Source organism: Pseudomonas antarctica (assembly GCF_001647715.1).
GTDB classification, from domain to species: Bacteria; Pseudomonadota; Gammaproteobacteria; order Pseudomonadales; family Pseudomonadaceae; genus Aquipseudomonas; species Aquipseudomonas antarctica_A.
Genome location: NZ_CP015600.1, coordinates 4,883,991 through 4,895,473, shown reverse-complemented (window position 1 = coordinate 4,895,473; position 11,483 = coordinate 4,883,991). Strand labels below are relative to the sequence as shown.

The following is an 11,483-nucleotide window of genomic DNA, read 5'->3' as shown; positions in this document are numbered from 1 at the left end:
CGATTGCTCCGAACCTCATGCCTAAAGCTCCGGAGGAGCAGCTAAAAGCGTCAAGCCTTAAGCCGCACGCTATAAACTGCACGCTCTCTTGCTGCTTGAGGCTTGAGGCTTGAAGCTTGCAGACGCTCAGATCTGAAAACTCCCGAGAACTGCTTTTATGTTATTGACCCGCCATCTCGACGCCAACGCCACGCTGGTGGCCTTGATAAAAGGGCTTACGCCCCGCGACGGTTTTTCCCCGACGAACCTGCCGGGCGTGCAGGTATTGCGCGCCAGTTGCGACGTGGCGCGCGGGCCACAGATTTATGAGCCGAGCCTGATGATCGTCGCCCAGGGCAGCAAAGTCGCCTATCTGGGCCCGCGTACGCTGGAGTATGGCGCGGGACACTACCTTATCCAGGCGATGCCGGTGCCCTTCGAATGCGAGACCTTTGCCCTGCCGAATGCGCCGCTGTATGGCGTCACGGTTGGCATTGACCGCGTGGTGCTGGGCGAGTTGGTCATGGCCATGGGCATTCAGGCGGGGCCGCCGCCGACGGCGCAGACCCTGGAGTCGATGAGCTCGGTGGTGCTCGATGATGCGATGCGCGGGTGCGTCGAGCGGCTGTTGCACTGCCTGCACGATCCGCTGGAGAGCCGGATCATGGGCCCGGCACGGGTGCGTGAGTTGTTGTTCACGGCGCTGCGCGGGCCGCAGGCGGATGTGTTGCGCGCCTTGGTGGAGCAGCAGGGGCAGTTTTCGCGAATCGCCACGTCGTTGAATCACCTGCATGCCCATTACGCCGAGCCGTTGAATATCGAGACCCTGGCAGGTTATGCGCACATGAGTGCGTCGACGTTTCATGAGCATTTCAAACGCTGCACGCTGTTGTCGCCGGTGCAGTACCTGAAGCGTTTGCGCTTGCTCAAGGCTCAGCAATTGTTATTGGTAGAAGGCATGGGCGTGGCGCAGGCGGCGCACAGCGTGGGGTATCAGAGTACGTCGCAGTTCAGTCGCGAATATAAGCGCTACTTCCTGCGTAATCCGGGTGAAGAGCGCGCGGCCTAGGTTCTGTTGATACAACTCGGTCAATGTGGGAGCTGGCTTGCCTGCGATGGCATCCGCTGAGTTTTACTGACAGACCGAGTCGCCTGCATCGCGGGCAAGCCCGGCTCCCACAGAAAGCGGGTTCCACATTCGATTTATGCCGGCCACAAAAAAGGCCCCCGTCTGGGAGCCTTTCAGGTCAAGCAATCGACTTACATATTCGGATAAGTCGGCCCACCCGCGCCTTCCGGTGTTACCCAGGTAATGTTCTGCGAAGGGTCCTTGATGTCACAGGTCTTGCAGTGCACGCAGTTCTGGGCGTTGATCTGGAAGCGCTTTTCGCCGTCTTCCTTGGTGATCACTTCATACACGCCGGCCGGGCAGTAGCGCTGCGCCGGTTCATCGTAGAGCGGCAGGTTGGTGCTGATCGGGATACTCGGGTCTTTGAGCTTCAGGTGGCACGGCTGTTCTTCTTCATGGTTGGTACCGGAGATGAACACCGAGCTCAGCTTGTCGAAGCTCAACTTGCCGTCGGGTTTTGGGTAGGTGATCTGCTTGCTGTCTTTGGCCAGCTTCAGGCAGGCGTAGTCCGGCTTGGTGTCGTGCAGGGTGAACGGCATTTTGCCGCCGAGGATGTTCTGGTCGAACCAGTTGAAGCCGGCGCCGATGATCGGGCCGAACTTGTGCATCGCCGGGCCGAAGTTGCGGCTGGCGAACAGTTCTTCGTAGAGCCAGCTGGCTTTGAAGCTGTCGACGTAGTTGGTCAACTCGTCGCCGCCTTCGGATTCGGCAAACAGACGTTCGGCCACCGCGTCAGCCGCGAGCATGCCGGACTTCATGGCCGTGTGGCTGCCTTTGATCTTGGCCACGTTCATGGTGCCCAGGTCACAGCCAATCAATGCGCCGCCCTTGAATACCATCTTCGGCAACGAGTTGATGCCGCCTTTGGCCAGGGCACGGGCGCCGTAGCTGATGCGCTTGCCGCCTTCCAGGTATTGAGCCAGAACCGGGTGATGCTTGAGGCGCTGGAACTCATCGAACGGCGACAGGAAGGTGTTGCTGTAGGACAGGTCGACGATCAGGCCGACCACCACCTGGTTGTTTTCCAGGTGATAGAGGAACGAGCCACCGGTGTTCTCGTTGCTCATGATGTCCAGCGGCCAGCCGGCGGTGTGCACCACCAGGCCTGGCTGATGTTTAGCCGGGTCGATTTCCCAGATTTCCTTGAGGCCGATGCCGTAGTGCTGGGCGTCGGCGTCGCTGTCCAGGTTGAAGCGTTGGATCAGTTGCTTGCCGATGTGGCCACGGCAGCCTTCGGCGAACAGCGTGTACTTGCCGCGCAGTTCCATGCCAGGGGTGTAGACACCTTCTTTTGGATTGCCTTCGCGGTCGACGCCGAGGTCACCGGTGATGATCCCGCGGACCACGCCGTTTTCGTCGAACAGTGCTTCCTGGGCGGCGAAGCCTGGGTAGACTTCCACACCCAGGTTCTCGGCCTGTTGGGCCAGCCAGCGGCACAGGTTGCCGAGGGAGATGATGTAGTTGCCCTCGTTGTGCATGGTCTTGGGCACAAAGAAGTCGGGAACCTTGGTGGAGGTGTCGGCGCTGCGCAGTACATAGATGTCATCGCGCACCACGGGAGTGTTGAGCGGGGCGCCGAGTTCCTTCCAGTCCGGGAACAGTTCGTTCAGGGCGCGCGGTTCGAACACGGCACCGGAGAGGATATGTGCGCCGACTTCGGAGCCTTTCTCGACCACGCAGACGCTGATTTCTTTACCGGCTTCGGCGGCCTTCTGCTTCAGTCGGCAGGCGGCAGACAGGCCTGCCGGGCCAGCGCCGACGATGACCACGTCGAATTCCATGTATTCGCGTTCCACAGGCTATCTCCTACTCAAGGCTCAACAGGCTTTTTTTCTAATGGGTGGAGGTTCGGTGTCGTGTCCGTCATCGCTGCAAAAGGGCAGGGGATGACCCACCTTTCTCTCTAGGTGGCGCATTATATCTACACCACTGGCAGCGTCCAATACAAACGTTTGTTTGAATTGCTTGGAAGCTAGGTAAATCAAAGCAACGCGGCTTATGACTGGCTATTTTGGCGTATTGACCAGAATAGGCGTTCCGGTCAATATACGGTCGGTTTTGCGCTAACCGTAGGCACACCGCAGGTTTCAAGAGCACGTCCAAAAGCAGGGCAACGGCAAAACAGGTGACGCGCGTTTAATTGATGGCGCGCAGTTTACACGCCGCGATAAGGAATGACCTCTCAGTCACCACTGACGAACGGTCATCAAACCCCCCATCGCTGTGTCACACGCCGAGGTTTTTGGAGGTGCCCTTGTGTGCCGATGAGCATCAACCGCCAGGTTCGCCTAGGCGACTTTCTTTTCACCGGAGAGTAACGAGGAATCCATGAAGGTTCTTGTAGCTGTCAAACGCGTTGTCGATTACAACGTGAAAGTTCGCGTCAAGGCGGACAATTCCGGCGTCGACCTCGCTAACGTCAAAATGTCGATGAACCCTTTCTGCGAAATCGCTGTGGAAGAAGCCGTACGCCTGAAAGAGAAAGGCGTGGCGACTGAAATCGTCGTGGTTTCCATCGGCCCGACCACTGCTCAAGAGCAGTTGCGTACTGCCCTGGCACTGGGCGCCGACCGCGCCATCCTGGTTGAGTCCGCTGAAGACCTGACCTCCCTGGCCGTTGCCAAGTTGCTCAAAGCCGTTGTCGACAAGGAACAGCCTCAGCTGGTGATCCTCGGCAAGCAGGCCATCGACAGCGACAACAACCAGACTGGCCAGATGTTGGCTGCGCTGACCGGTTACGGCCAGGGCACCTTCGCCTCCAAAGTCGAAGTGAGCGGCGACAGCGTTGCTGTTACCCGTGAAATCGACGGCGGCGCACAGACCGTTTCGTTGAAACTGCCGGCTATCGTCACTACCGACCTGCGTTTGAACGAGCCGCGCTACGCGTCCCTGCCAAACATCATGAAAGCCAAGAAGAAGCCGCTTGAGTCGGTAACTCCAGAAGCTTTGGGCGTTTCCACCGCCTCCACCAACAAGACCGTTAAAGTCGAAGCGCCGGCTGCACGCAGCGCAGGCATCAAGGTCAAGTCGGTGGCTGAACTGGTCGAGAAACTGAAAAACGAAGCGAAGGTAATCTAAAAATGACTATCTTGGTAATCGCAGAACACGACAACAAGGTGCTGGCCCCGGCCACCCTGAACACAGTGGCTGCTGCTGCGAAAATCGGTGGCGACATTCACGTGCTGGTAGCAGGCCAAGGCGCTGGCGCCGTGGCTGAAGCCGCGGCGAAAATCGCTGGTGTGAGCAAAGTACTGTCGGCCGACAACGCCGCCTACGCTCACCAACTGCCGGAAAACGTGGCTCCGCTGGTAGCAGAGCTGGGCGCTGGTTACAGCCACATCCTGGCTGCTGCCACCTCCAACGGCAAAAACATCCTGCCACGCGTTGCTGCGCAGCTGGACGTTGACCAGATCTCCGAGATCATCTCGGTAGAAAGCGCCGACACCTTCAAGCGCCCGATCTACGCTGGTAACGCCATCGCCACCGTGCAATCGACCGCGGCCATCAAAGTGATCACCGTGCGCGCCACCGGCTTCGACCCGGTTGCCGCTGAAGGTGGTTCGGCTGCCGTTGAAGCCGTCTCCGCTGCTCACGACGCTGGCACTTCCAGCTTTGTCGGCGAAGAGCTGGCCAAGTCGGATCGTCCTGAGCTGACCGCTGCCAAAATCGTCGTTTCCGGCGGTCGCGGCATGCAGAACGGTGACAACTTCAAGCACCTGTACGCCCTGGCCGACAAGCTGGGCGCTGCGGTCGGCGCTTCCCGCGCGGCCGTCGACGCAGGTTTCGTACCCAACGACATGCAGGTCGGCCAGACCGGCAAAATCGTTGCGCCACAGCTGTACATCGCGGTCGGTATCTCCGGCGCGATCCAGCACTTGGCCGGTATGAAAGACTCCAAAGTGATCGTTGCGATCAACAAGGACGAAGAAGCACCGATCTTCCAGGTGGCTGATTACGGCCTGGTTGCGGACTTGTTCGAAGCCGTACCTGAGTTGGAGAAGCTGGTCTAATCCAGCCGCTTCACTTATAAAGAGCCCGGTCGAGTGACCGGGCTTTTTTTTGCGCGCCCTTTTTCAACCTGGAGAAATTGCCATGGATTTGCGTCCCGTATTGCTGGCTCTGTTGCTGCTGCCAAGCCTGGCGCTGGCCGCCGGCAAATGTGATCGCCTGGTGATTACCGGAAGCCCGGATGCACCGCCGCTGCTGTGGCGCGACCCCCAAGACCCGACGCACCTGATCGGCGCCACCGCCGACGTGCTGCAACAAGTGGGCAAGGATCTGGGGCTTAAAATCGACCTGCTCTACGGTGGTAAACGCTCCCTGGCGTTGGATGAAGTGCGCAGCGGGCGCATGGACATCCTCGCGGATGCACCGCTGAACCTCGGCGAACTGGAAACCCTCGACTACATCCACCCGGCGCTGGTACAGATCGATTACCTGGTCTGGACCCGCAAGGATTCGCCGTTGCCCTACACCACGGCCGCCGACCTTCACGGCCATAAGGGCGCGGTATCCGAACGCGCGCGCTTGAGTGCCGGCTTCGAGACCTTCGCCGCCCAGGAACTCAGCCTGCAACGCCTGCCCAGCTTGACGCCGGCCTTTCAGAAACTGCTGCTGGGGGAGGTCGACTATGTGCTTGCCGGACGTTATTCCGGGATGGCCATGGCCCAGACCTTGGGCATGAGCAACGACCTGATCGCGCGCGAAGTGCCCGTCGATCAACCTGGCCTGTACCTGGCGATTTCCCACAACTCCGCCTGCAATGATCCGTGGCTGCGCGGACAGCTGGCCAAAAAGATGACAGAATTGCCCGCGTCCGGTGCCGCGCAAGCCGCATTGCAGCGCAACCTCGAACGCTGGAAAGCGCAATTGCAGCAACCCGTCGGCACCCCAGCAAAGTAAGGATTTACAGTGACTCTTCGACCTCTTTTCGCGGCCCTCGCCGTTGTCGCTCTGGCGGGATGTGCAGCCGATCCTGCGCCGAATGAACAAATACGCCTCACCCAGCAAGCCTTGGAACAAGCCGGCGCCGTGGGTGCCAGCACCGATGAGTCGCCGGAACTGAAACTGGCCGAAGACAAGTTCGCCAGGGCCCAGGCCGATATGGCTGACCAATCCTACAAGCATGCGCGTATGCGGGCCGAACAGGCCGAGTTGGACGCGCGCCTCGCCGAAGCGAAAATTCTGACCCGCAAGAGCCAGGAGCAACTGAACGTGCTCAATACCCGCATCACTCGCCTGCGCAAGCAATTGCAGTTGGGAGAAGCCCAATGAGCCCGATGATCCGTGGTCTGAGCTGTGTGCTGCTGTTGAGCAGCGCCGCCCTGGGCGGTTGCGCCAGCCAACCCAATAGCGAGCAGGCGTTGCAGCAGGCCGGCAGTGACTTCCAGAAGGTCAAGGAAGACTCCAACGTGTTGCGCTTCGCGCCCAAGGATGTGATTCGCGCCGGTGAGTCCCTGGCCCGCGCCGATCGCTTGTCCAGCTACTGGGGCAGCGGTGCCGACGTGGTGCATTACGCCTACCTGAGCCAGCGCTACAGTGCCATCGCCCGCGAACACACCGAGCAAGGCCTTAACGCAGAGCGCGGTACCAAGCTCGAACTCGAGCGCCAACGCCTGCAACTGGCCCTGCGTGAAAACAAGCTGGCCAGTGTGCAGCAGCAAGGCAAGTGGCTTGAAGAGCAAATCGCCAGCCTGACCACCACCCAGACCGATCGCGGCCTGGTCATGACCCTCGGCGATGTGCTGTTCGACACCGGTGACGCGCAGCTGCAAAACTCGGCCAACCGCACCGTGCTCAAGATCGTGCAGTTCCTGCAACTGAACCCCAAGCGCGTGGTGCGCATCGAGGGCTACACCGACAACACCGGCGGCGAGCAGGAAAACCTCAAGCTGTCCCGCGACCGTGCGCAGGCCGTGGCCGACGTGCTGATGGACCTGGGGATCGACGAAAAACGCATCCAGGTTGAAGGCTACGGCGACCAGTACCCGGTGGAGGTCAACGCCTCCGAGCGGGGCCGCGCACAGAATCGTCGTGTGGAAATTGTGTTCTCCGATGAGAAAGGCCAGTTAGGCGCTGCGCGCTGAAGCCTGTCGCCGAATAAAATGTGGGAGCGGACCTGCTCGCGAATGCGGAGTATCAGTCAACATTTCATTGGCTGACACACCGCATTCGCGAGCAAGCCCGCTCCCACATTTTTGTTCTGTATGCACCTTACAGTTTTTTCTATCACTGCCGCTCGCGCTCGACTATTCTCGCAACTGTCCCCGTACACTTCTAAACTGTGCCGGTATGTTTCACACAAAAATAAAATACCCGTGAAATCGAGTGCTGCGTCATGACCAATCTGTTGCTTTACCAACGTATCGCCCAGCAACTGGCTGAGGACATCCGGCGCGGTGTCTATCAACCCGGTGAGCGCGTGCCTTCGGTGCGCAAGATGAGTTCACAGCTCAACGTCAGCCACGCCACGGTGTTGCAGGCCTACGCCAACCTGGAAGACCAGGGGCTGATCCGGGCGCGGCCACAGTCGGGCTATTACGTGCACCAGACGCCCGCACTCACGGCGCCCACGCCGGACATCGCGCGGGTTGAACGCCCGGGGTTGGTCACCCGCAGCAGCATTATCCAGCAGGTATTGGTCGAGTCGCGCCGTGAAGGTGTGTTCCCGCTCGGCGCGGCGGTACCGAGTGTTGACTACTTGCCGGTACGGGCGCTGCATCAACAGTTGGCCAAGGTCACGCGCTTTCAGAGCCCGCGGGCGTTCAGCTACATGTTCAGCCCCGGCTTTGAACCGCTGCGGCGCCAGGTGGCAATTCGCATGCGCGATGCCGGCGTGGTTGTGGACCCCTCCGAAGTGGTGATTACCCACGGTTGTGTCGATGCGTTGCAGATGTCCTTGCGTGTGCTGACCCGTCCCGGCGACTTGATTGCCGCCGAGTCCCCGACGTATTACGGCTTGCTGCAACTGGCGGATCTGCTGGGCCTCAAAGTCATCGAGATCCCCAGCGACCCGTCCACCGGCATGAGCCTTGAAGCCCTGCAACTGGCAGCCAACCAATGGTCGATCAAGGCGTTGGTGCTGACTACGCGCCTGAGTAATCCGCTGGGCGCGACCATGCCCGAGGAGCGCCAGAAACAGTTGCTGCGCCTGGCCTCGGATTTCGATATTCAGATCGTCGAGGACGATATCTACGGCGAGCTCATGTTCGAACTGGGCCGCACCAAGGCGCTGAAAGCCTATGACCGCCTGGACCGGGTGATCTATTGCTCGAGCTTTTCCAAGACCTTGTCCCCGGGTGTGCGCATCGGCTGGATGATCGCCGGCAAGTATCAACAGGAAATCCAGCGGTTGCAGATGTTCAGTACCCACTCGGCCTGCAGCGTCACCCAGATGGGGGTCGCGGCGTACCTGGAGAACGGTGGCTATGATCGGCATCTGCGCTACATCCGCCAGGAATACCGCAAGAACCTGAGTGCTTTCCAGCTGGCGGTGCAGCAGTATTTCCCGGAGGGCACACAGATGACACGCCCGACGGGCGGCTTCATTTTGTGGGTCAGTTTGCCGGGACGGGTCAATACCCAGGAACTGCATGTGCGTGCACTGCAGCAGGGCATCAGCATCGCGCCGGGGGTGATCTTCAGTAATACGGAACAGTTCAATCACTGTATTCGTCTTAACTGCGGCACGCCGTGGAACCGCGAGGCAGAGCGGGCACTGATGACGCTGGGGATGTTGGCCAACCAGTTGTGTCAGGAAACTGCGGCCGGTTTTTGAAGGGGGGCAAGACGGGCTGGCGAATCACCAGACTTGTCATGCCACGCACAAAAAGCGAGCATATGGCTCTCTGCCGTTAATGCTGTTGGCGATATGACCTCTATTTTTCGCACTGTTGTGGTGATTGGCCTGCTAAGCCTGTGCAATGCCGGCTCGGTGCTGGCGGCGGCTCCCGTGACTGACGGCAAGCCCGCTGCCAGTACCGAACAGAAGACCCCTGCGAAGAAGCCGGCGCCGGTTAAAAAGGCTCCGGCAGCCAAGAAGAAACCTGCAGTAATAAAAAAACGCGCACCGGTCGCGAGCAAATCCAAGTCTGCCCACGAAATAGCCCAGACCAAACTGCCACCGGCACAGTTGGACTTGTCCCTGCCGACGGAAATGGTCAGGCATTTGCAGCCCATTGGCACCATGCCTAAACCGAAGAGCGTGCCGTTGTTACCGCCCATGTTTGCTGAAAAACCCACCGACGACAGCGCGTTCCAGATCAATGGCCGCCTGCTCAGCAACCAGATGCAGCTGCAACTGCGCAGTGAAGAACGACGCGATATTGAAGGCGCCGCGCTCGATTTCGAATTCAAGCAATAAAGTTCCCCCGCAAAGGTGACGCAGGCCATCGACCATTTGTCGCAGACTGGTCAGTCACTTTTGTTTTGTGCGAAAAACCCCTGTTAGACCATTTTAAAACGGCTGTTTAAGGGCGTACTCTAGCCCGGCCATCCACATTGAGTCGTCGAGGACCTGCTGGTCATGAAATGCCGTGAAGGCTGTGGCGCTTGCTGCATCGCCCCCTCCATCAGTTCGCCATTACCTGGAATGCCCCACGGCAAACCGGCAGGCGAACGCTGCCTGCATCTGTCGGTCGAACAGCTGTGCCTGCTGTTCGGGCTACCGGAGCGACCGGCGGTGTGCAGTGACTTCAAGGCAGACCTTGAGGTTTGTGGCAACGATCAAGCCGATGCGATCCGATTGATCGGCTGGTGGGAGCAAATGACGGCGGCTTGATGGGCTTTACTATCGGAACTTCAACAATAAGGAATACAACAATGGGTTCGCTGAAACGAATGGCTGTGTTGTGCGGCTTTACGGTGTTATTTGCAGCCACTGCCCAGGCTGAAGATTGGCAAGTCGCCAAGGACGAAGACGGTATCAAGGTGTCCCTGAGCGAAATTGCCGGCTCCAAATACAAGGCGTATCGCGGTGTGGCCCTGATCAAGGCGCCCGTCGCCAAGATCCAGGCCCTGCAGGAAGACGTGGCCGGTGCCTGCTCCTGGATTCACGAATGCAAATCGCAAAAACTGCTCAAGACCGAAGGTGACAAGAGCTGGACCTACACCCAGTTCAAGGCACCGTTCCCGGTGACCGACCGCGATTCGATCCTTGAAATCACCACGTCGAAGGCCGCCGATGGCACTGTGACCCGTAAACTGCTGGAAGTGCCGACCTACCAGCCGGAAGTCAAAGGCTACGTGCGTGTCGCCCAGGTAGATGGCTACTGGAAACTGGTGCCAAAAGGCGACAACCAGACCGAAGTCACCTACCAGGTGCACACCGAGCCAGGTGGCAGTGTGCCGTCGTGGCTGGCCAACAAGTTTGTGGTGGACGCGCCGTTCAACACCTTGAAAGCCTTGAAAGAACACGCTGAAAAATAAGCGCAGTTGATCAGGTGCCTCCGGCCTTGAGTGGAACGTTTGCCGGTCCCTCAAGGTCCAGATATGTGTAAGCCCACACACGGGTTTTATCGAGGAGGCACCGATGCAAAAGTGGCAGATTACCTTCGTTGATGATCACGGCGTACAGTCCGTGGAGCAGTTCACCTGCGCACAAAAACCCAGCCTCGAAGATGCGGCACACATGATTCGCAGCAAGCTGGTGCCCGTAGCCGCCGAACTCGATCTTAATGACCTTGAGGGCCGCAAGCCCGAGCCTACGGTCAAGATCCTCAAGGATCAGAACAGTATTCAGATTCTCGACATCTCCCCCGCCGCCTGAATATTCCCTGTATGGCATCCAAACCACCTCTGGTGGAGGGGATAGCTTCGCGCTACTCTGCAACTGAGATCAGCGAATGAATCGCTAAGGTCTGGTCTTGTCAGCTACATGCTTGTTTTCCCGCGGTCATGTCATTGCCGTAGTACCCGCGCCAGTAGGGCGCGGGCTTCGGGAAGCACGGAAAGTCTATCCATCGGTTTGAGGAGGACGTTTCATGAGCACAGCCTATCAAGAAGACATCAGCACCAACGTACTGCGCCGCATGAAAGAGGGCGGCTTCGACTTCTCGCGTTTTCACCCCATCGAGTTCTACGCCATTTTCCCGGATGAGGAACGGGCGCGAAGGGCTGCGGGTCGATTTCGTGGGGAATCCCTGAATGCCCAGGTCAGCGCGCGCGATGATGGCGCCTGGTACCTGGAGCTGAGCAAAATCATGTTCGCAACCTACGACGGTATAGGAGACTTCGAGCAAGACTTTGAAGCGGTGGTCGAGCCGCTGGGCGGAATCATCGAAGGGTGGGGCGTCAAGCAGGAGGTGCGTGGGTTACCCATGTAGCTGGATTTTATGAGCAACACAGCGTATCGGCTGACCTTTGGGTCGGCCGATTT

At 59.1% G+C, this 11,483-nt stretch carries 13 protein-coding genes; 12 read left to right on the top strand and 1 reads right to left on the bottom strand.

The window, feature by feature from the left end; genetic code table 11:
- The first annotated feature begins 157 nt into the window (after nucleotides 1-157).
- Complete coding sequence (locus tag A7J50_RS22170; protein ID WP_064453733.1) at nucleotides 158-1,048, top strand: AraC family transcriptional regulator; 891 nt, start codon at nucleotides 158-160, stop codon at nucleotides 1,046-1,048.
- Between the two features lie 191 nt (nucleotides 1,049-1,239).
- On the opposite strand, the gene A7J50_RS22165 is transcribed toward A7J50_RS22170, so the two are convergent.
- Nucleotides 1,240-2,904: an electron transfer flavoprotein-ubiquinone oxidoreductase gene (locus tag A7J50_RS22165; RefSeq protein WP_064453732.1), complete on the bottom strand. Its 1,665-nt coding sequence runs from the start codon at nucleotides 2,902-2,904 to the stop codon at nucleotides 1,240-1,242.
- 532 nt (nucleotides 2,905-3,436) lie between these two features.
- Here A7J50_RS22165 and A7J50_RS22160 point away from each other — a divergent pair.
- The 11 genes from A7J50_RS22160 (at nucleotide 3,437) to A7J50_RS22110 (ending at nucleotide 11,430) form a co-directional block, all read left to right on the top strand.
- Complete coding sequence (locus tag A7J50_RS22160; protein ID WP_017138339.1) at nucleotides 3,437-4,186, top strand: electron transfer flavoprotein subunit beta/FixA family protein; 750 nt, start codon at nucleotides 3,437-3,439, stop codon at nucleotides 4,184-4,186.
- A 2-nt stretch (nucleotides 4,187-4,188) separates the two neighbouring features.
- Nucleotides 4,189-5,118 carry an electron transfer flavoprotein subunit alpha/FixB family protein gene (locus A7J50_RS22155; RefSeq protein ID WP_064453731.1) on the top strand — a complete coding sequence of 310 codons (930 nt, stop codon included), beginning with the start codon at nucleotides 4,189-4,191 and terminating at the stop codon, nucleotides 5,116-5,118.
- A gap of 82 nt (nucleotides 5,119-5,200) precedes the next feature.
- A complete protein-coding gene (locus tag A7J50_RS22150) occupies nucleotides 5,201-6,010 on the top strand; it encodes a substrate-binding periplasmic protein (protein ID WP_064453730.1) in 810 nt (269 codons plus the stop codon).
- 9 nt (nucleotides 6,011-6,019) lie between these two features.
- Nucleotides 6,020-6,382 (top strand): DUF4398 domain-containing protein, encoded by a 363-nt coding sequence (locus A7J50_RS22145; RefSeq protein WP_064453729.1) that lies wholly within the window; start codon nucleotides 6,020-6,022, stop codon nucleotides 6,380-6,382.
- Nucleotides 6,379-7,194 carry an OmpA family protein gene (locus tag A7J50_RS22140; protein ID WP_064453728.1) on the top strand — a complete coding sequence of 272 codons (816 nt, stop codon included), beginning with the start codon at nucleotides 6,379-6,381 and terminating at the stop codon, nucleotides 7,192-7,194. Before A7J50_RS22145 ends, A7J50_RS22140 begins: the two co-directional genes overlap by 4 nt.
- A 251-nt stretch (nucleotides 7,195-7,445) precedes the next feature.
- Nucleotides 7,446-8,885: a PLP-dependent aminotransferase family protein gene (locus tag A7J50_RS22135; RefSeq protein WP_053257531.1), complete on the top strand. Its 1,440-nt coding sequence runs from the start codon at nucleotides 7,446-7,448 to the stop codon at nucleotides 8,883-8,885.
- Between the two features lie 93 nt (nucleotides 8,886-8,978).
- On the top strand, nucleotides 8,979-9,470 hold the full coding sequence (locus A7J50_RS22130) for a hypothetical protein (protein WP_064453727.1): 492 nt from the start codon (nucleotides 8,979-8,981) through the stop codon (nucleotides 9,468-9,470).
- A 162-nt stretch (nucleotides 9,471-9,632) separates the two neighbouring features.
- Nucleotides 9,633-9,887 (top strand): YkgJ family cysteine cluster protein, encoded by a 255-nt coding sequence (locus tag A7J50_RS22125; protein ID WP_064453726.1) that lies wholly within the window; start codon nucleotides 9,633-9,635, stop codon nucleotides 9,885-9,887.
- Between the two features lie 41 nt (nucleotides 9,888-9,928).
- Nucleotides 9,929-10,534, top strand: coding sequence for an START domain-containing protein (locus tag A7J50_RS22120; protein ID WP_064453725.1), 606 nt, complete (start codon nucleotides 9,929-9,931; stop codon nucleotides 10,532-10,534).
- A gap of 103 nt (nucleotides 10,535-10,637) precedes the next feature.
- The gene (locus A7J50_RS22115; protein ID WP_064453724.1) at nucleotides 10,638-10,874 is read left to right on the top strand and encodes a hypothetical protein; all 237 of its coding nucleotides are present in this window, start codon (nucleotides 10,638-10,640) and stop codon (nucleotides 10,872-10,874) included.
- 214 nt (nucleotides 10,875-11,088) lie between these two features.
- Nucleotides 11,089-11,430 (top strand): ribonuclease E inhibitor RraB, encoded by a 342-nt coding sequence (locus tag A7J50_RS22110; protein WP_003193463.1) that lies wholly within the window; start codon nucleotides 11,089-11,091, stop codon nucleotides 11,428-11,430.
- Nucleotides 11,431-11,483: the final 53 nt, after the last annotated feature.

Bases quoted from the DNA above. Each gene is read 5' to 3' on its own strand.
- A7J50_RS22170 (WP_064453733.1), top strand. From the start codon at position 158: ATGTTATTGACCCGCCATCTCGACGCCAACGCCACGCTGGTGGCCTTG.
- A7J50_RS22160 (WP_017138339.1), top strand. From the start codon at position 3,437: ATGAAGGTTCTTGTAGCTGTCAAACGCGTTGTCGATTACAACGTGAAA.
- A7J50_RS22155 (WP_064453731.1), top strand. From the start codon at position 4,189: ATGACTATCTTGGTAATCGCAGAACACGACAACAAGGTGCTGGCCCCG.
- A7J50_RS22150 (WP_064453730.1), top strand. From the start codon at position 5,201: ATGGATTTGCGTCCCGTATTGCTGGCTCTGTTGCTGCTGCCAAGCCTG.
- A7J50_RS22140 (WP_064453728.1), top strand. From the start codon at position 6,379: ATGAGCCCGATGATCCGTGGTCTGAGCTGTGTGCTGCTGTTGAGCAGC.
- A7J50_RS22135 (WP_053257531.1), top strand. From the start codon at position 7,446: ATGACCAATCTGTTGCTTTACCAACGTATCGCCCAGCAACTGGCTGAG.
- A7J50_RS22130 (WP_064453727.1), top strand. From the start codon at position 8,979: ATGACCTCTATTTTTCGCACTGTTGTGGTGATTGGCCTGCTAAGCCTG.
- A7J50_RS22125 (WP_064453726.1), top strand. From the start codon at position 9,633: ATGAAATGCCGTGAAGGCTGTGGCGCTTGCTGCATCGCCCCCTCCATC.
- A7J50_RS22120 (WP_064453725.1), top strand. From the start codon at position 9,929: ATGGGTTCGCTGAAACGAATGGCTGTGTTGTGCGGCTTTACGGTGTTA.
- A7J50_RS22115 (WP_064453724.1), top strand. From the start codon at position 10,638: ATGCAAAAGTGGCAGATTACCTTCGTTGATGATCACGGCGTACAGTCC.
- A7J50_RS22110 (WP_003193463.1), top strand. From the start codon at position 11,089: ATGAGCACAGCCTATCAAGAAGACATCAGCACCAACGTACTGCGCCGC.